General features: G+C 50.7%; 18 protein-coding genes. 4 read left to right on the top strand and 14 right to left on the bottom strand.

The features are described 5' to 3' along the window. From JF818_RS11355 to ilvN, 9 genes are all read right to left on the bottom strand, one after another. Window positions 1–957 (bottom strand): thiamine pyrophosphate-binding protein (locus JF818_RS11355; RefSeq protein ID WP_255528451.1); only part of this gene is annotated, 957 nt, incomplete at its 3' end. A 22-nt stretch (window positions 958–979) separates the two neighbouring features. After that, window positions 980–2,665 (bottom strand): dihydroxy-acid dehydratase, encoded by a 1,686-nt coding sequence (ilvD, locus tag JF818_RS11350; RefSeq protein WP_198892122.1) that lies wholly within the window; start codon window positions 2,663–2,665, stop codon window positions 980–982. 15 nt (window positions 2,666–2,680) lie between these two features. After that, the gene (gene leuB / locus JF818_RS11345; RefSeq protein ID WP_198892121.1) at window positions 2,681–3,739 is read right to left on the bottom strand and encodes a 3-isopropylmalate dehydrogenase; all 1,059 of its coding nucleotides are present in this window, start codon (window positions 3,737–3,739) and stop codon (window positions 2,681–2,683) included. Continuing rightward, entirely contained in the window at window positions 3,736–4,233 is a 498-nt protein-coding gene (gene leuD, locus JF818_RS11340; RefSeq protein ID WP_198892120.1) for a 3-isopropylmalate dehydratase small subunit, read from the bottom strand. The genes leuB and leuD overlap by 4 nt, the downstream gene beginning before the upstream one ends. Window position 4,234: 1 nt before the next feature. After that, entirely contained in the window at window positions 4,235–5,503 is a 1,269-nt protein-coding gene (leuC, locus tag JF818_RS11335) for a 3-isopropylmalate dehydratase large subunit (protein ID WP_198892119.1), read from the bottom strand. A gap of 16 nt (window positions 5,504–5,519) precedes the next feature. Beyond that, window positions 5,520–7,112, bottom strand: coding sequence for a citramalate synthase (gene cimA / locus JF818_RS11330; RefSeq protein ID WP_198892118.1), 1,593 nt, complete (start codon window positions 7,110–7,112; stop codon window positions 5,520–5,522). Beyond that, window positions 7,105–8,721 carry a 2-isopropylmalate synthase gene (locus JF818_RS11325; protein WP_198892117.1) on the bottom strand — a complete coding sequence of 539 codons (1,617 nt, stop codon included), beginning with the start codon at window positions 8,719–8,721 and terminating at the stop codon, window positions 7,105–7,107. Before JF818_RS11325 ends, cimA begins: the two co-directional genes overlap by 8 nt. A 36-nt stretch (window positions 8,722–8,757) precedes the next feature. Next, window positions 8,758–9,750: a ketol-acid reductoisomerase gene (gene ilvC, locus JF818_RS11320; protein WP_198892116.1), complete on the bottom strand. Its 993-nt coding sequence runs from the start codon at window positions 9,748–9,750 to the stop codon at window positions 8,758–8,760. A 49-nt stretch (window positions 9,751–9,799) separates the two neighbouring features. Beyond that, window positions 9,800–10,330, bottom strand: coding sequence for an acetolactate synthase small subunit (gene ilvN / locus JF818_RS11315; protein ID WP_198892115.1), 531 nt, complete (start codon window positions 10,328–10,330; stop codon window positions 9,800–9,802). Window positions 10,331–10,809: 479 nt separating this feature from the next. Here ilvN and JF818_RS11310 point away from each other — a divergent pair, with 479 nt between their 5' ends. Continuing rightward, a complete protein-coding gene (locus JF818_RS11310) occupies window positions 10,810–12,585 on the top strand; it encodes a sensor histidine kinase (protein ID WP_198892114.1) in 1,776 nt (591 codons plus the stop codon). Then, complete coding sequence (locus JF818_RS11305) at window positions 12,582–13,349, top strand: helix-turn-helix domain-containing protein (protein ID WP_198892113.1); 768 nt, start codon at window positions 12,582–12,584, stop codon at window positions 13,347–13,349. The genes JF818_RS11310 and JF818_RS11305 overlap by 4 nt, the downstream gene beginning before the upstream one ends. Here the strand turns inward: JF818_RS11305 and JF818_RS11300 are convergent. The 5 genes from JF818_RS11300 to JF818_RS11280 all read right to left on the bottom strand — a co-directional run bounded on the left by JF818_RS11300 (window position 13,324) and on the right by JF818_RS11280 (window position 17,868). Then, window positions 13,324–14,175: an HAD-IA family hydrolase gene (locus tag JF818_RS11300; protein ID WP_198892112.1), complete on the bottom strand. Its 852-nt coding sequence runs from the start codon at window positions 14,173–14,175 to the stop codon at window positions 13,324–13,326. The genes JF818_RS11305 and JF818_RS11300 overlap by 26 nt on opposite strands. A gap of 2 nt (window positions 14,176–14,177) precedes the next feature. Further along, window positions 14,178–15,029, bottom strand: a complete 852-nt coding sequence (locus tag JF818_RS11295; protein WP_198892111.1) for a carbohydrate ABC transporter permease — start codon at window positions 15,027–15,029, stop codon at window positions 14,178–14,180. Next, on the bottom strand, window positions 15,030–15,962 hold the full coding sequence (locus tag JF818_RS11290) for a carbohydrate ABC transporter permease (protein ID WP_198892110.1): 933 nt from the start codon (window positions 15,960–15,962) through the stop codon (window positions 15,030–15,032). It lies immediately after the preceding gene. Between the two features lie 66 nt (window positions 15,963–16,028). Further along, window positions 16,029–17,339 (bottom strand): extracellular solute-binding protein, encoded by a 1,311-nt coding sequence (locus JF818_RS11285; RefSeq protein ID WP_198892109.1) that lies wholly within the window; start codon window positions 17,337–17,339, stop codon window positions 16,029–16,031. 151 nt (window positions 17,340–17,490) lie between these two features. Then, complete coding sequence (locus JF818_RS11280; RefSeq protein ID WP_198892108.1) at window positions 17,491–17,868, bottom strand: metal-dependent transcriptional regulator; 378 nt, start codon at window positions 17,866–17,868, stop codon at window positions 17,491–17,493. A gap of 98 nt (window positions 17,869–17,966) precedes the next feature. On the opposite strand from JF818_RS11280, the gene JF818_RS11275 reads away from it, so the two are divergent. Beyond that, the gene (locus JF818_RS11275) at window positions 17,967–18,191 is read left to right on the top strand and encodes a ferrous iron transport protein A (protein ID WP_198892107.1); all 225 of its coding nucleotides are present in this window, start codon (window positions 17,967–17,969) and stop codon (window positions 18,189–18,191) included. A 3-nt stretch (window positions 18,192–18,194) separates the two neighbouring features. Further along, window positions 18,195–18,500 (top strand): FeoB small GTPase domain-containing protein (locus tag JF818_RS11270; protein WP_198892106.1); only part of this gene is annotated, 306 nt, incomplete at its 3' end.

Raw genomic sequence — 18,500 nt, 5'->3', positions numbered from 1 at the left:
GTCCCCGATCAAGTGACAGTAGGTCTTGATATTCTTGTCAATTTCAGCCGGGTCCACATCGATGTGGATAATCTTGGCATTCTTCGCAAATGCACTGGCTTTGCTGACAACCCGGTCACTGAAGCGCGCACCGATTACCACCAGAAGATCGCAGGATGAAACACTCATGTTTGAGACTTTCGTCCCATGCATACCGACCAAACCGGTAAAACGAGGACTGAAGGAGCTTACAGCCCCAACACCCATCAGCGAGGTACAAGCAGGACTGTCGATATTTTCCAGGAACTGGGAGAGCTCTTCACTCGCCTTGGCCCTGATAACACCACCACCGATATAGCACATCGGTCTCTGGGCTTGCTTGATCAGCTGTAAAGCCTGTTCCATGCTCTTCTCACTCAATCGTTCGGTACGGGGTTGCAAGGCCTCAATCGGTTGGGGTGAGAAATCTGCGGTATAGACCGTCACATCCTTCGGAACGTCGATCAGGACAGGACCAGGTCTGCCCTCCTGAGCAATCTTGAAGGCAGTACGTATCGTCTCAGCCAAGTCAGCTACATCCTTTACAATAAAGTTGTGCTTGGTGATCGGCATGGTAATGCCGGTTATATCCACTTCCTGGAAACTGTCCTTTCCCAGAAGGGGAACGGTTACATTTCCGGTGAAGGCAACCATGGGAACACTATCCATGTAGGCTGTGGCAATACCGGTAACGAGGTTTGTGGCTCCCGGTCCACTGGTTGCCATACATACGCCTACCTTTCCGGTACTTCGGGCATACCCGTCAGCAGCGTGGCTGGCACCCTGCTCATGGCTGGTCAGGATATGGCGGATTCTGCTCTGATTCTGGTACAGGGCATCATAGAGAGGCAATACTGCCCCACCAGGGAAACCAAAGACGGTATCCACGCCCTGTTCTATCAGACATTCTATGATTATTTGTGCTCCAGTCATCTGCATGGTAGATTCTCCTCTTTGTGTATCATTTCTTGAAGACAGCTCCGGTGGAAGCACTGGTTACCTGCTTGGCATAGCGGGCCAAATATCCGGTGGTAATAGGCGGCTCCTTGCAGACCCATTGCTTCTTCCGCTCAAGAAGCGTCTTCTCATCGACCAACAAACTGAGCTCACCCTTTGGTATATCAATGCTGATCGTGTCCCCTTCCTGGACGAGGGAGATTGGACCACCCTCAGCAGCCTCTGGGCTGACATGTCCGATGGAAGCTCCCCGGGTGGCGCCACTGAAGCGGCCATCGGTGATCAAGGCAACATCCTTGTCCAGGTTCATACCGGCAATTGCACTGGTGGGACTAAGCATCTCACGCATGCCAGGACCTCCCTTCGGTCCCTCATAGCGGATGACAACGACGTCCCCTGCCTTGATTACTCCAGCAAAGATCGCCTTGATGGTATCTTCCTCACTCTCGAATACTCTCGCTGGTCCTTTGTGCACCAACATTTTCTCATCAACAGCGCTCCGCTTCACCACAGCCCCATCTGGAGCAAGGTTTCCCCTGAGTACGGCGATTCCCCCGGTCTTGCTGAACGGGTTGTCGATGGGACGGATAACCTCATGGTTGTAGATGGGTGCTGCGCGATAGAGTTCCCCGATCGTCTTCGCACTCACCGTTGGCAGGTTTGCATTGAGCAGTCCGGCCTCTCCCAGTTCTCGCATCACTGCAAGTACACCACCAGCCTCATAGAGGTCCTCGATATGGTCAGGGCCGGCAGGAGCAAGATGGCAAAGATTGGGTACTTTGGCGGCAATATCATTCGCCATGAAAATATCCAGGTCAACACCAGCCTCATGGGCTATTGCCGGCAGATGGAGCATGGTATTGGTACTGCAACCCAAGGCCATATCAACGGCCATAGCATTGGCAAACGCTTCCTTGGTCATGATATCCAGGGGACGGATGTTCTTTTTCAACAATTCCATGATCTGGTATCCTGCTTCCTTGGCAAGCCTGTCCCGTGCGCTGTAGACAGCTGGTACGGTTCCATTGCCTGGCAGGCCCATACCAATGGCCTCGGTAAGGCAGTTCATGCTGTTTGCGGTGAACATACCACTGCAAGAACCACAGGTCGGACAGGCATTGTTCTCATAGGAGAGCAACTCTTCCTCACTGATCAATCCAGCGGCAAGGCTTCCCACTTTTTCAAACATGACCGAAAGGCTCGTCCCACAGGAGCTGTCGCCGGGAATCTTACCGGCAAGCATCGGTCCACCGGAGACAAAAATGGAAGGGATGTTGATCCTGGCGGCTGCCATCAACATTCCAGGGACAATCTTGTCACAGTTGGGGACGAAAACCAGAGCATCAAAGGGATGGGCTGTTGCCATGATCTCGATGGAATCAGCGATAACCTCACGGCTTGCCAGAGAGTATTTCATCCCTGTATGACCCATTGCAATACCATCACATACCCCAATGACAGGGAATGAGACAGGGTTTCCCCCTGCTTGGCGTACCCCGCTCTTTACAGCGTTGACAATTCTATCAAGGTGAATATGTCCTGGGATGATCTCATTGGCCCCATTCACGATACCAATGATCGGCATGTGGATTTCACGATCTGTCCATCCCAATGCCTTCATCAGTGACCGGTGGGGGGACCTATCGGCTCCCTCAGTCATCTGTGCTGAACGTCTCTTGCTTTCGTCCATAGTATCCTCCTCCCTTTACAGGGCATGGGCTATCAAGTCGCCCATTTCACTCGTACCGACCTTTTTCATGCCGTCGGTGTATATATCTGCTGTGCGGTACCCTTCATCCAACACCGTGCTGACTGCCTTCTCGATTGCATCAGCCTCTTCAGAGAGGGAAAAGCTGTAGCGCAACATCATGGCAACCGAGAGTATGGTAGCGATCGGGTTGGCCAGGTCCTTACCTGCAATATCTGGTGCACTGCCGTGTATCGGCTCGTACATGCCAAACCCATCCTCGGCCAAGGAGGCTGATGGGAGCATCCCGATGGAACCGGTGATTTGGCTTGCCTCATCACTGAGAATATCCCCAAACATGTTCGAGGTTACAATTACATCGAACTGGCGTGGGTTACGCACCAGCTGCATGGCTGCATTATCGACATACATGTGGCTTACTTCCACATCGGGGTACTCACTTTGTATTCTTTGTACCACCTCTCTCCAGAGCTGGCTGGAATTGAGGATATTTGCCTTGTCTACACTGCATAGGCGCTTTGAACGCTTCTGGGCAATCTCAAAACCCTTTCGTACGATCCGCTCAATCTCCACTACTGTATAGGCCATGGTATCATAGGCACGGTCATCACTGCGACCGCGCTCGCCGAAGTAGATACCGCCTGTGAGTTCACGCACCACCATGATATCCAGTCCTTCACCAATGATTTCGCTCTTCAGTGGGCAGGCATCAGCGAGTTGCTTGTAAAGAATTGCAGGACGCAGGTTGCAGAACAACCCCATGCCGCCACGCAAGCCAAGCAGGGCCTTCTCTGGTCTGAGGTGGGAAGGAAGGGTATCCCACTTCGGTCCACCAACTGCCCCAAGGAGCACCCCGTCACTCTGTTTGCACCCCTCAAGGGTGGCATCAGGGAGGGGAATACCTACCTTGTCGAGGGCCACACCACCTGCATCATAGCTGCTGGTAGTGAACTCATGGGAGAATTTCTTGGCAACCGCCCCAAGGACTTTTACGCCCTCTCTTACGATATCTGGTCCGATTCCATCGCCGGGAACCAGTGCAATATGCTTCTTCATGCCTTGCCTCCCCCGTTTGCGATATAACCGGCAAGCCCTCCGCTTGCGATCAGGTCCTGCATAAAGGGAGGAAATGGCTCACTATGGAACACATCTCCTGTGCTCTCATTGGTGATGGTACCAGTGTTGAAATCGACACTGACCACATCACCGGCCTTGATCCCGTCACAGGCCTCAGGGCATTCAAGGATGGGGAGCCCGATATTGATTGCGTTGCGGTAGAAGATTCTTGCGAATGTTCTTGCGATTACACAGCTGATCCCACTTTCCTTGATGGCGATGGGAGCATGCTCACGGCTTGAACCGCAACCAAAATTCTTGTCAGCTACCATGATATCTCCCTCTTTCACCTGTTTGATGAAATCCTGGTCGATATCCTCCATGCAGTGGGAGGCCAACTCCTTGTGATTGGAGGTATTGAGATACCTCGCTGGGATGATTACATCGGTATCGACGTTGTCCCCATATCTAAAAACCGTTCCTTTGGCTTGCATCTTACTCCTCCATAACCTTTGCAGGATCGGCGATATATCCTGCGATCGCACTTGCAGCGGCAACTGCCGGACTGGCAAGATAGACTTCACTCTTCACATGACCCATTCTTCCCACAAAGTTACGGTTGGTGGTACTCACCGCCCGCTCACCTTCTGCGAGGATTCCCATATGTCCGCCAAGACAGGGACCACAGGTGGGGGTGGAGACAGCACAACCGCTGTCGATGAAGATATCAAAGAGGCCTTCATGCATTGCCTGCTTCCAGATCTCCTGTGTTGCAGGGAAGATCAGGGTACGGACATGCTTCGCGATCTTTTTGCCCTTGAGTATGGCTGCTGCCTGTCTCAGGTCACTGATGTGGCCGTTGGTGCAGCTTCCAATGACAACCTGGTCAATTCTCACCTCACCGACTTCATCGATGGTCCTGGTGTTGGACGGGAGGTGGGGGAAGCTTACCGTGCTCTTTACTGTGCCGAGGTTGATGTTGATCACCCTCTCATACTCAGCATCACTATCTGCTTCGTAGATGACAGGTTCCTTCGGACAGTGCTCTTTCAAGTACTCCAAGGTTACCTCATCCACTGGGAAGATTCCGTTCTTGGCACCGGCCTCGATGGCCATGTTTGCGATGGTGAAACGGTCGTCGATGGTGAGGTTCTTCACCCCTTCCCCACTGAACTCCATACTCTGGTAGAGTGCACCATCCACCCCGATCATCCCAATGATGTGGAGGATCAGGTCCTTTCCACTCACATGAGGTCCAAATGAACCGGTAAGATTGAACTTGATGGCGGTCGGCACCTTGAACCAAGCTTGGCCGGTAGCCATACCGCAAGCCATGTCAGTTGAACCAACACCAGTGGAGAAAGCGCCCAAGGCACCATAGGTACAGGTATGACTATCCGCACCGATGACCAAATCTCCTGCCCCGACCAATCCTTTCTCTGGAAGCAAGGCATGCTCAATACCCATCTGGCCTACATCAAAATAGTTGGTGATCTCATGGTCGTGTGCGAAACAACGTAGTGCCTTGCACTGCTCTGCTGCCTTGATATCCTTGTTCGGGGAGAAATGGTCTGGGACAAGGGCAACCTTATCCTTGTCAAATACCGTCTCCTTGCCGAATTTTCCAAATTCGTTGATGGCAACTGGAGCCGTAATGTCGTTGCCCAGTACCATATCCAGGTCCGCCATGATCAACTGTCCAGCGCGTACGCTCTCCAGCTTGGCGTGGTGGGCCAGGATTTTCTGTGTCATTGTCATACCCATGGGGTGTCTCCTTCCTTCATTCAACCGAGGGCTCAATTCCCTCGGCAATTAATTTATACTCGATACTATCACTCAAGGCAAACCAACTGGCCTCGATGATGTCCCTGCTGACTCCAATGGTGGTCCAACTTTCGTTACCATCGGTGGACTCAATGAGAACCCTAACCTTACTGGCCGTTGCCCCTGCCGAGTCCAAGACCCGTACCTTGTAGTCGGTCAGGTGTACCCGCTTGAGGGTAGGATAGAACTGTTCAAGAACCTTTCTCAGTGCTTGGTCCAGGGCATTGACCGGGCCTTCACCCTCTGCGGCAGTGATGGCACTCTCACCCCCAACCTTTACCTTTACAACCGCGGCATGGGTTGCGTCGCTGAGTGGGTCCGCATAGGGGCTGCTGCCGATGGTCTGGTAGTGCGCCAGTGAGAAATAGGGCTTATACATCTTCAAGTGTCGTCTGATCACCAAATCAAAGCTGCTTTCTGCTCCTTCAAACTGATAACCCTCTGCCTCAAGTTGCTTGAGCTCATCCATCAAACTCACCGTAACCGGATCGTCCTTATCCAGATCAGGAATCACCCTGGCGATTCGCTTAAGCATCAAGGCCCTTCCAGCTACTTCACTCATAAGGAGCCTGCGTTCATTGCCCACCTGCAAAGGATCGATATGCTCGAAGGAGTGAGGATTCTTCTGCACCCCATCGATATGCATGCCACCCTTATGGGCAAAGGCACTCTTTCCGATGAAAGGAGCTCCGCCAACAATGCGGACATTTGCGATCTCAGAAACCTGCCGGCTGGTTGCCGTCAGCTGTTCAAGACTCTCTCCACAGAGACAATCCACACCAAGCTTAGTCCCGAGAATTCCTGCCACAGTTGCAAGGTTTGCATTTCCGCATCGCTCGCCAAACCCAAGCAAGGTTCCCTGCACCTGTATGGCACCAGATTCAACTGCAGCTATGGAACTGGCAACGCCACAGCCAATATCATCGTGAGCATGGATTCCAATAGGAATTCCAGGAAAAGCTTCTGCTGTCTCAGAGGTGATACGCGCAACTTCACTGGGTATCATGCCACCACGGGTTTCACAGAGCACCAGTGTGGAGGCTCCCCCATCCAGGGCAGCCTGCAAGGTTGCCTTTGCATACTCGCTGTCATCAAGATATCCATCAAAGTAGTGTTCAGCGTCAAAGAACACTTCACTTCCGCTCTCAGTAATAAACTGTATGCTGTCACGGATCATCGCAAGGTTCTCTTCAGGCGTGGTGCGAATCACATCAGTGACATGGAGCTTCCAACTCTTTCCGAAGATGGATACCACCTTGGTTTTTACGCTGGCAAGGTTTTTCAGATTGGGATCGTCAGCCGCCGTACTGTTCTTTCTCCGTGTGGAACCAAAGGCGACCAAGGTTGCATGGGAGAGGGAGAGCTGCTCAGCGCGGTGGAAGAATTCCAGGTCCTTGGGATTCGATCCAGGATTGCCTGCCTCAATGTAGGCAACTCCCAGTAAATCCAAGGCCTTCACAATCTTCAGCTTATCTTCCACCGAGAAGCTGATCCCTTCACCCTGGCTCCCATCACGGAGGGTTGAGTCAAATAAATCTATCTTATGCATCACCTCGGTCTTTCTCCTTATCTGAATGGGAACGCAACATGTCGTTCTCAAAACTTGGTGAAGTGGTGGGTTTGAGTGACCCCCCACCCGAGATCGAGGATGCTTCATCAAGCATACGGTTCACTGCAGCAAGACAGCTGAGAATCGAAGCTTCGATAACGTCGGTGCTTACACCACGTCCACGGTACATACCATGTCCATCGGTGATCTTTACATGGACTTCTCCAAGTGCATCCCGGTGCTCAGTGACTGCCTGCAGGCTATAATCCTCCAGACTGAAGGGATGACGGATAATCTTCTCCACTGCCCTGAGTGCTGCATAGACTGGACCGGTACCGAGTGCAACCTCCTGGTAGGTCTTCTCCCCTTTTCGCAGGGTTACACAGGCAGTACTGGTCATCAGGTTGCCACTGTTGACCACAAAACGCTCCAGCTCCCAGATTACCGGGCTACTCTGGCTGGAAGTCTCCACCAGGGCGATAAGATCGCGATCGGTGATGGTTTTCTTTCGGTCTGCAAGATTCTTGAATTCTGAGAAGAGTGTCTTTACTTCCTCTTTTCCCAAAGCATAGCCAAGATCAACGAGGCGTTTCTCGAAGGCGTGTTGCCCGCTGTGCTTACCCAGCACAAGACTGGTAGTCATCACTCCTACACTCTCTGGGGTCATGATCTCATAGGTAAGGCTGTTTGCCATCATGCCATGCTGGTGGATGCCACTCTCATGGGCAAAGGCATTTGCACCTACGATTGCCTTGGAAGGGTTCGGTTTGACACCGGTGATCTGGGAGAGCAGACGACTTGAACGCGATATTTCCTCAGTGCGTACCTGGTAGGAGAATGGGTAATCATCATTTCTTGTCCTGATGGCCATCACCAACTCTTCAACAGCTGCATTGCCAGCTCTCTCGCCGATACCGCAGACGGTACACTCTGCCTGGCGTGCTCCAGCTTTCAATCCAGCAAGGCTATTGGCGACAGCAAGGCCCAGATCATTGTGACAGTGGACTGCAAGGATGGCCTTGTCCACATTGGGAACCTTGTTCATGACGGTTGAAACCATCCTGGTCATGTCATCAGGGGTTGCATACCCGACGGTATCCGGCAGATTCACGACACTTGCCCCTGCCTTGATCACTTCCTCAACAACCTTGCACATGTAGTCAAGATCGGTCCTTGTTGCATCTTCCAAGGAAAACTCAACATTATCGGTAAGGTTACGAGCAAACTTCACCATGGCGGCGGAACGCCTCAGGGCATCCTCGCGGCTCATCTTCAGCTTGAACTCCAGATGGAGGTCGCTGGTTGCGAGGAAGGTGTGTATCCTGGGCCTTCTTGCATGTTTCACCGCTTCCCAGGCTACCTCAATGTCCCTCTCCAAGGCTCTTGAGAGAGAGGCAACAGTGACGTCCTTTACCTCTTTGCTGATAGCCTGGACGCTGGCAAAGTCACCGGGAGACGCTATGGCAAACCCGGCTTCTAGGATATCCACACCGAGGGCCTCTAGCTGTAGGGCCATGCGAATTTTCTCGTCCAGGTTCATGCTGTATCCAGGAGCCTGCTCGCCGTCTCTCAGTGTGGTATCAAAGATATAGATTCTGTCCTTTCCCATAGTGTCCTTCCCGGTAATATTAAGAGTTTTGGTTTGTTACTTTTTCAGCCAGCTCATCAGTGAGCGAAGCTTTTCACCTGTCTTCTCCAACAGACTTTCCTTTTCAATGCGCTTCTTTGCATTGAAGTAGGGTCGGCCAACCTGGTTCTCAAGCAGCCAGTTGCGGGCAAATGTCCCTTCCTGGATGTCTGTAAGGACCTGCTTCATGGATTTCTTGGTCTCGTCGGTGATGATCTTTGGACCGGTTGTGTAATCCCCGTACTCAGCGGTATCACTGATTGAGTAGCGCATGTAGGAAAGTCCTCCCTGGTTGATCAAGTCAACGATCAGCTTCATCTCATGGCAACATTCGAAATATGCCATCTCAGGCTGATAGCCTGCTTCCACCAAGGTGTCGAATCCAGCCTTGATCAAGGCGGTTACACCACCACAAAGCACAGCCTGCTCACCAAAGAGGTCGGTCTCTGTCTCTTCCTTGAATGTGGTTTCAAAGATACCTGCACGACCTGCACCAAGACCCTTTGCATAAGCAAGTGCTACATCCTTGGAATCGCCGCTGGGATCCTGATTGATTGCAATCAGGGAAGGAACACCCTTGCCTTCCTGGAACTGGGTGCGGACCGTGTGTCCAGGACCCTTGGGTGCGATCATGATAACGTTCACGTCAGATGGAGGTGCAATCTGGCCGAAGTGGATGTTGAATCCATGTGCGAATGCGAGGTATTTACCCGCGGTCAGATTTTTCTCGATGCTGTCATGGTAGATCTTTGCCTGTCTCTCATCCGGCAGCAACATCATGATGACCTGAGCCATGGCACTTGCTTCCTCAGCGGTTGCAACCTGCAAGCCTGCTTCTTCAGCAATCTTCCAGCTCTTTGAACCTTTGTAGAGACCTACGACAACATCCACCCCACTCTCGTGCAGGTTCAATGCGTGTGCATGGCCTTGGCTGCCATATCCGATGATGGCAACTTTTTTGCCATCTAGAACTGAGAGATCTGCCTGTGAATCATAGTACATTGTGCTCATTACTTCCTATCCTCCGTTATGGTTCGCACCGTTTGGCGCGTTAGTATGCTTATTCTTCATCCTCGCTGAAACTGATCGAGCTCAGCGCCCTTGCTCCCCTCTCCAGGGCGGTAATACCGGTCCTGGCCATCTCCACAATCCCAAATGGGGCCATCAAATCCAGGAATGACTGAATCTTGTCCAGACTTCCGGTCATCTCGAGGGTTATGGTAGAAGTGGTTACATCATTGATCTTTGCCTTGAAAATCTCTGCGAGCTCAATGACCTGGGAGCGGTCATCATGCCTGGTGGAGACCTTGACCATCACCAGCTCACGCTGAAGGCTTTTCTCCCCTGCCATCTCATAGACCCGCTTCACATCATACAGCTTGCCGACCTGTTTCTTGATCTGTTCAACAACCGGCCGGTCTCCGCTGACCACAATGGTGATTCGGCTGAATTCCTCATTTTCGGTCTCACCAACCGAGAGGCTGTCAATGTTGTAGCCTCTGCGACTGAACAGCGATACAACACGCATGAGTACACCAGGATGGTTATTAACCAGAATTGCCAGTGTGTAACGTTTTTCTTTGGTATTCATCTAAGATTTCACTCCTTCATTTGATATTTGGGTATAAGCGATTGCTCCCCGGTACTTCGGGGGCTTCCATCCACGGTCCATGCAACCAGCGATTGCAGCCGTGGTCAGAGAATAATTAGGCTTACTACAATAAGAAGGGAAATGAGGGAAAGAAGGGGGAGGAGGTTTAGAATGAGACGCGCTAGAACTAGAAGCAAGGAAGGGACAGAAAAAGAAGTGGTGTCACACATAGAACTACAGGAACTTGTATAGCCCTGCGTCTTCCGATTCCTTGCAAATGGGCGGTGCTGCTGCACCTGCATAGTGAACGCGTTCAAGGTACTCTCCTCAAGAACAGCCTAGTATGCTGTTTCTTGTTTGTATCGCTCTTTGACGATGCTTGTCAACCCTGCTATTCATAAAACAGTATGTTTATGCAATAAAAATTCGTTTCACTTTGCAATATTGCTTCCCCTTCTGATTGCCGATACACTGCTTCCATGAAATTCAACTGGGGCAATCAGCACAAGCCAAACCTATTCACACTGCTCTTTCTTTACTTCCTTATCGTCCTCATAGTCCCGTTGGGACTGTTCTCTGCCTATTATGCACTTGCAGGGAATACGAATCAAGAACGGTATCTGATGAGACAGGCAATGAATATGACCACTGGTGATGCCAGTACCGTTGCCCAGGCCCTTGAATCCTACCGACATAAAGCATACCAACTCTCCACCAACCCCTTGGTTGTCGAGATACTCAAGGCTGATAGCCTTGAGGCAGAATCATCACAAAGCCGTAAGCTGTATGAACTCCTGTTTACCGTTATGCATGGAGATATCTACCTTGCCAGCGCAAACCTTGTCAGCAACAGCGGGAAGGTCAGGGTCTCCACCCATGTATTTCCCGAGGTGGACGACCTACGCTACCACGGCAATGACTGGGACATGGCATCCATCATCAACCAGAACAGCCAGGTCTCCCCTACTGCAAGTCTGATCAGCATCCAGAGCCATAGGATAGCAGAAAACGGAAGACAGGTTGTTGCTTCCATACTTCGCCGTGTCTATGACCAGGAGGGGACAAACCTTGGCTACCTTGTGGTGGACATGTACGCAGATGCACTCTCTCCCCAGGTAAACAGCGACCATGTCCTCACTGACATGCTGTTGGTCGACACCAAGTCCTTTTACGCTACCAGCCTTGTTCATCCTGAGCGGTTTGGATCCTTCGACCGTTTTCCGGCCCTCAATACCCTTGATGGCAATTACACTCCCCGCTCACTTCCCTCTGATACCTCCATCATCGCCATCTCACCGATTAGGGGAACCGGCCTCCATCTGGTAGGCTCACTCAGCAGCGCACCCTTCTTCCAAAGCATGGAAAACTGGCTTTCAGCATTCAGTACCACCATGATAATCGGGGTAGTACTAGCTTTGGGTCTCTCCTACCTTTTCTCACGTTCGATTGCACGCCCAATCAAGAATCTCGCCAAGCGGATGAGGGAGGTAGAACAGGGGAAGTTGGAAAGCCGCGAGGTCAGCAGCGCGATAAGCGAATTCAGCCAGCTGGAACACTCATTCAATGTCATGATCAAACAGATCATCAGCCTCCTTGATCTAACCCGTGAAGAGCAGGCTAAACTGAGTGAAGCTGAAAGAAAAGCTCTTGAGAGCCAGATGAATCCCCATTTCCTCTTCAATACCCTCAATACGATCAAGGCACTCGCCCGTCTTCATGGAGAGGAAGATATCTACACCATTACCGTTAAGCTGGGGAAACTGCTCCGTTCATCAATCGACAACAGGGAGAGTGAGGCAACCCTTGAACAGAGTATGGCCCTGATCGAATCCTATCTCACCATTCAGAAGCTACGATTTGCCGACAAGTTGACTACCGAAGTATATCTGGACCCCAGCTGCAAGCATATAAAAACCCCAAAGCTCATCATCCAGCCCTTGGTTGAGAATGCAATCATCCATGGATTGGAACCGAAGGTGGGAAGCTGGAATCTCAGTGTCCGTGTGGAAAGAGCAGGAGAGAGGATTTCCATCACAGTTGGGGATGATGGAGTCGGATTTCCTCCTGATCGCTTGCCTGACAACCTTGACGAACTTGCCAACTCGCCACACGTTGGTGTATACAATGTATATAGAAGATTATTTCTCAAATATGGAAGGAAGCTGCACTTCTCCCTGAAATCAAAAGAGGGTGAAGGGACTTGGGCGACTATCTCCTTCCCGGACGAAGAAGCAATAAAGGAAGAGATGCAATGAGTTACAGTGTCGTGTTCGTAGAAGATGAGCAGATCGTCCGTGAGGAGATTGTCTCCTCGATTCGATGGGACCTCCTCGGTCTGGAATTGGTAGGCACCGCCTCTGACGGACTGAGCGGAGAGAACCTGATCAAGGAAAAGGAGCCCGATATCGTCATCACCGACATCCGCCTCCCTGCCCAGGATGGACTTACCATGCTCAGCAACTGTCCTGTAAACCATGCCATCATCCTGACCGGACATGCTGACTTTTCCTATATGAAGAGTGCTATCCGCCTTGGGGTATTCGACTATCTGCTTAAGCCAATCGATGATGAGGAGCTTGAGGAGACACTCGCCTCCTTGGTGAGAAAATTACAGGAAGAGGATCGTGAATATGAAGACCTGAAGAAAAAGGAACACTCGAAGAGTGAACTCATCCCCCTTCCCAAGCAAGCTGGAAACCACGTAATCAACGCAACCATCGCCTATATTGCAGAGACCTACTCAGAACCAGTAGGACTTCAGGAGGCAGCAGCCTACCTCGATCTCTCAGAGAGTCATCTCAGTCGTCTCTTCAAGGAGGTCACCGGACTAAACTTCCTGCAGTACCTCAATGCATACAGGATAAACCAGTCGGCCATCATGATGAGGGACCCCAAGTTGAATATCAGCGAAATTGCCACCAATTGTGGATTCCCCACCCCAGGCTACTTTGCAAAGATATTCAAACGCTTTATCGGCAAGACCCCAACCCAGTTCAGGGACGAGGTAGATACCCTCTAAAGACTCTGGAAAGCCTTTCATCCTTTGTTCCGGATGGGAGGTCTGCATAGAGGAGGCTTGCAATGCCAAGGCTCCTGCTGCTTTGTATGTTATCCTTCCTGTCGTCAATGAAGAGGGCCTGCTCTGCAGAGACTCCTTCTGCTTCAAGTATGCTTGTATAGAACTGAAGCGATGGCTTGCTCAAACCCATCTCATGGGAGGCATAGGCTTTGTCGAACAATGCAAGCGCACCCATATCCTCAAGTATCTCCCAATGACTCAGGATGGTATTGCTTGCACATACTACCCGCTTCCCTTCTGAGCGCAATGATTGAATCAGGGAAACCACAGGGTCGTTGAACACTGGCTTGAACACATCGGCAAACGGATTTCCCCGGACAGGTATCCCAAAGACATGCGTGATATGCTGCCAGTACTGCTCTTCAGAGACCACGCCTTCCATCAGGGGAAAATCGTAATGGAGATAATCAGCAATGAGTGCTTGTTTCTCGATTCCCAAGAGGCGGGAAATCTTCCCAAGCATTGAGATATTGTTCACCACCACATTGCCCATATCAAAGAGGAATAGCGTGTGTTTGTTGCTGAGAACAGGATCGCAAGTTGCCAGCAAGGCTTCAATCTGCTGTGCTTCAAGAAGACCTTCCCACTCGAGCACTCCCATTCCCTTCGCCCTGGCTGCCTCGCGTGCAACAGCAGATTTGCTTATAAAGAGGTAACGGGAGAAGGAATCCTCCGGGGGTATGGCAACAACATAGTCCCTGAAAGGTTCCAGTACCGGAAATTCGGCCTCCCCCTCTTTCAGATCGGTATAGAGAAAATCATACATACTCAACCCTTCCTTGACTCGTAGACTGCCGAACCACCAATGAAATACTTGGTCAAGGACATGAATAGTACAAACATGGGGATCGATGCAAGCAGGGCTGCAGCCATCATTGCACCTTCATCAGTGTTACGCTCAAGCGCAAAGGAACTGATGTACTGCGGAATGGTCTTCATCTTCTCGCTCTGGCTCACCAAGAGCGGCCAGAGTAGATTATCCCACTGACTACGGAAGGAGAGAATGGAGAGCGTTGCGATAACCGGCATGCAGTTGGGAAGCACAATTCTCCAATAGATCCCGAACTCCCCCATCCCATCAACACGAGCAGCGTCAAGGAATTCTGTGGGAAACGTGGTAAGGTACTGGCGCATCTGGAATACACCAAAGGCACTTACCAGGAAGGGAAGAATCAAACCGGTATAGGTATTCTGGATCCTGAGCATCATGACAACCATATAGAGCGGGATCATGATCGCCTCGAAGGGAATCATCATGGTGGCCATGATCATGATAAAGATGGTATTTCGCCCACGGAACCGGAATTTTGCCAAACCATAGCCGGTGAGGCTTGCAATAAGAACGGTGGTAATGGCAACCGTAACACTCACGAAGAGTGAGTTGGAGAGATTCCGGACAAATATGAATGTCTGATCATTTCCAGCAACTGCCTTGATGAAGTTCTCACTGTTGAAGGATTCGGGAATCCATGAGAACGGCATGCGCATGATCTGGGTTCTCTCCATCATGGATGCGCTGATCATGAAGATGATCGGGGTCAGGGTAAATAAAAGCATCAGAGTCAAGATCAGCCAGATGACGATGTTGTTGCCGTGTATTTTCTTGGATATCTGCTTCATCTAGTACTCCACCTGTTCACTTTTGGTTGTATTGAATTGCAACAAGGTAAGCAACAACATCAGAACGAAGAGCACGACACTCATCGCGCTTGCCCTGCCAAGGTACTGTTGCTGGATACCGGTTACATAGATATTGAATGTGATCACATTGATCGGGGCACGTGGCGCCCCGTTGGTGTACAGCATATACTGGGTGCTGAAAGTCTTCAGGCACTGCAACATTGCCATGACAGAGACCAATACCACCGTAGGTTTGAGCAGGGGAAGCGTGATACGCCAGAACACCTGGTTCTTGCTTGCCCCATCGATGGTTGCAGCTTCATAGATGGTGGGGGGGATGGAAGCCAACCCGGTGATGAAGAGAATGACAAAATAGCCTATGTATTTCCAGAAGTAGATCACCATGGTGGAGACCTGCTCCATGACAGGGTCCACAAGCCAACGGTGGTCGACTCCTGGGGTATTCATCAGGGCATTGACCCACTGGTTTCCCAATCCCCTTGGGTCAAAGATGATCATCCAGATGGTTGCTGCAACCACACTGGATAGGATTGCAGGGGTATAATATGCAATCTGTAGGAATTTCTTTGCCTTTCTGCTTCCCAGGTTGCTGATAAACACAGCAAGCAACAGGCTGATGATCAAGAGGGGGATAAACGTACCGACCGTAAAGACCAATGTGGCCCTTAGGCTATTGAGAAACGAAAGTTCACTGGCTGCCCGGCTTGGATCAAAGAGCCTGATGTAGTTTCCCAAACCCAGGAAAGCCGGTGGAGCCTTGCTCAGCGCACGCTTATCGAAGAAACTGGTGTAAAAGGCGTTGATAATCGGATAAAAACTGAACAGGGAGAAAAATAGCATGGAGGGAACCACGAAGAAGAATCCCCACCGAGCCTGTTTTTTCTCGATGCCTCGGTATTTTTTCAAACCCATGAAGTACTCCTACAGATTGATGGTCAAGGAATCGGTCCTGCCGTGAGGGGCAGGACCGAGTGTTGGTTACTGTTCGTCAACAATCTCTTGAACAGCAGAGCGAAGTGTTGCCAGGGCCTTTTGAGGACTGACACCACTAAGCATGACCGACTCTACCGCATAGCGGATCTGGGTCTGGATCTCTGCTGAGTTTGCTCCGTAATAGATCATGTGGGAGCGGCCCATGTCATTGATGAACACATCGCTGTAGGGCATGTTCTTCAGTGTATCGCTTGCAAACAGTGCCTTGGTAGGCTGGATGATGTTTCCACCACGGGTGAGGTAATCCTCTCCATGGCTGAGCAGGAATCCTGCCAACTTCCAAGCTGCCTTCTGTACATTGGGATCACTGTCCGCATTCACCATGAAGAAGTGACCATAGTAGCAAGCTGCCACATCACGAACGGCATCCTCGAAAACAGGATATGGGATTACCATCCACTCACCACTCTCAAAGAACTCAGGATTGTCTTCGGCAATCCTTCCCTGCTGGTAAAGACCGCTGTGGGCCATTGCCATATCATTGTTATCCAAATCAAACAATTTACGGGCATTCTTGTAGGTGGGGGAACCAAGATTACGTCCAGATGGACCCCACTCCTGCATGTAGGTAAGTGCCTTGAGCCAAGCCTCATCACCAACAATGGCCTGCTTGCCATCGCTGCTGATTAGCTCACCACCAAGCTGTTCAACCATGGGTACAAAGAACGTCAAATAGTAGGGATAGCGGAAGTCAAATCCACGACGGATGAGGATATCCCCGTCACGAATGACGAGCTTCTCAGAGACATCAGCCATCTCTTCCCAAGTCTTGGGATAATCGGTCTCAGGGTTGAGCCCAGCATCGCGGAAGATCTTCTTGTTCACATAGATTGCCCAGTTGGTAAGTTCCAAGGGCAGGCCATAGACCTCTCCATTGACGGTAACGGTATCCAGTACTCCATCAACATAGGTATCCAACAGGTCTTCCTTGTCAGCATAGCCTGCTGCCTGGTAATCGACCGGTGCAACACGGTAGTTGGAGATGTATGCATACTGGTTTTCAATCGGAAGATTGAACATGTCAGGGCCTTGGTTCGCGGCAAAAGCGGTCTGTACCAGTTCAATCTGCTTTGCAGATGACTGGGTGGTTCTTACTACCGTGATATTCGGGTTCTGTGCCATGAATGCGGTGATCAGTTCATTCTCCAACTCCGTACGAGCTGGATCCTCATGCGTCCAGTACTGCACTGTTACAGGTGCATTCTCATCTACGACAGCTTCCTTCCCACCTTGAGCAAACAAGGAGAATGGAATCAGCAGTGCGGCCATCAATGCCAAAGCAATTGATCTTTTCATGTGTGACCTCCTCAAGTCTTACTGCTTTCAGTGTAGATGGATGGGAGAAATCCTCAAGAAAAAGGTTTTGCGTTTATAGAGACAGGTTTGAGGAGCTGGTAAGAGGAACATCAAGATTGATAGAGAAATAAGAAAAATGACACAACCCCTGCTATGAGAAGTCTTTTTTCACCGAGCGCAGATAATTGGCCAGTTTCTCCATCGTCTCGCTGGAGATGTCGTGCTCGATCAAGCAAGCATCCTGCTCTGCGATAACAGGGTCCACACCCAATACTTCCTGGAAGAAACTGGTAAGGGTTTTGTGTCTGAAATAGACCTGGGAAGCTTTCAGTCTCCCCTTTTCCGTCAGGTGAATATCCCCATAGGTCTCCTGCTTCACATATCCGTCGGCAGAGAGTACCTTCATTGCGCGGTTTACGCTCGGCTTTGAGACACCAAGACGGAGGGCGACATCGGTCGTCCTAACCTTTTCGTGTTGTTCACTGAGTGCCAAAACAGCCTCAAGATAATCTTCCCCTGACTTCTGCATGCCTAGATAGTATCATGCATACAGAATTTTGTCATCGTAGATTATATATCTTGACACAGATGTTTGATATGGCTAACTTATAGGTGAGGATGAATACGATGCAAATGACGATGGACGAATTGACCGTAGGACAGAGAGGGGCTGTAAAAGCAATACACGCCCCAAAACAGCTTAAGCGACGACTGATGGATATGGGATTCACCAAAGGTGTAGATATCGAGGTTGTCAAGCTGGCTCCGATGGGAGACCCCATCGAGGTATCCGTTCGAGGATACAATCTCTGCTTGAGAAGAGCAGAAGCACGCAAGATTGAACTGAGATAGCCTATGCAAACCATTGCCCTTATCGGGAATCCCAACTCTGGGAAGACAACCCTGTTCAATGCATTGACGGGTACCAGTGCCTATGTGGGCAACTGGCCTGGTGTCACTGTGGAAAAGAAGGAAGGTATGGTAGGTGGCCATACTATCTTGGACCTCCCCGGCATCTATTCGCTCTCCCCTTACAGCCCGGAAGAAAAACTTTCACGGCGATATATTCTTGATGAACAGCCAGATCTTATCATTGATGTCATTGATGCAACCAATCTTGAGCGGAGTCTTTACCTGACCACCCAGCTTGCCGAACTGGGC

The sequence above is a fragment of the Sphaerochaeta sp. S2 genome (assembly GCF_016406725.1).
Classification (GTDB): domain Bacteria; phylum Spirochaetota; class Spirochaetia; order Sphaerochaetales; family Sphaerochaetaceae; genus Sphaerochaeta.
Note: the sequence above shows the minus strand (reverse complement) of the source record. Positions and strands in the feature narration are given on the sequence as shown.

What these genes read in the sequence shown, in the direction of transcription:
- JF818_RS11295 (WP_198892111.1), bottom strand. Translation starts at nt 15,029, where the DNA reads ATGAAGCAGATATCCAAGAAAATACACGGCAACAACATCGTCATCTGG.
- leuC (WP_198892119.1), bottom strand. Translation starts at nt 5,503, where the DNA reads ATGGGTATGACAATGACACAGAAAATCCTGGCCCACCACGCCAAGCTG.
- JF818_RS11305 (WP_198892113.1), top strand. Translation starts at nt 12,582, where the DNA reads ATGAGTTACAGTGTCGTGTTCGTAGAAGATGAGCAGATCGTCCGTGAG.
- ilvC (WP_198892116.1), bottom strand. Translation starts at nt 9,750, where the DNA reads ATGAGCACAATGTACTATGATTCACAGGCAGATCTCTCAGTTCTAGAT.
- JF818_RS11300 (WP_198892112.1), bottom strand. Translation starts at nt 14,175, where the DNA reads ATGTATGATTTTCTCTATACCGATCTGAAAGAGGGGGAGGCCGAATTT.
- JF818_RS11275 (WP_198892107.1), top strand. Translation starts at nt 17,967, where the DNA reads ATGCAAATGACGATGGACGAATTGACCGTAGGACAGAGAGGGGCTGTA.
- JF818_RS11280 (WP_198892108.1), bottom strand. Translation starts at nt 17,868, where the DNA reads ATGCAGAAGTCAGGGGAAGATTATCTTGAGGCTGTTTTGGCACTCAGT.
- leuB (WP_198892121.1), bottom strand. Translation starts at nt 3,739, where the DNA reads ATGAAGAAGCATATTGCACTGGTTCCCGGCGATGGAATCGGACCAGAT.
- JF818_RS11290 (WP_198892110.1), bottom strand. Translation starts at nt 15,962, where the DNA reads ATGGGTTTGAAAAAATACCGAGGCATCGAGAAAAAACAGGCTCGGTGG.
- leuD (WP_198892120.1), bottom strand. Translation starts at nt 4,233, where the DNA reads ATGCAAGCCAAAGGAACGGTTTTTAGATATGGGGACAACGTCGATACC.
- cimA (WP_198892118.1), bottom strand. Translation starts at nt 7,112, where the DNA reads ATGCATAAGATAGATTTATTTGACTCAACCCTCCGTGATGGGAGCCAG.
- JF818_RS11310 (WP_198892114.1), top strand. Translation starts at nt 10,810, where the DNA reads ATGAAATTCAACTGGGGCAATCAGCACAAGCCAAACCTATTCACACTG.
- ilvD (WP_198892122.1), bottom strand. Translation starts at nt 2,665, where the DNA reads ATGGACGAAAGCAAGAGACGTTCAGCACAGATGACTGAGGGAGCCGAT.
- ilvN (WP_198892115.1), bottom strand. Translation starts at nt 10,330, where the DNA reads ATGAATACCAAAGAAAAACGTTACACACTGGCAATTCTGGTTAATAAC.
- JF818_RS11285 (WP_198892109.1), bottom strand. Translation starts at nt 17,339, where the DNA reads ATGAAAAGATCAATTGCTTTGGCATTGATGGCCGCACTGCTGATTCCA.
- JF818_RS11325 (WP_198892117.1), bottom strand. Translation starts at nt 8,721, where the DNA reads ATGGGAAAGGACAGAATCTATATCTTTGATACCACACTGAGAGACGGC.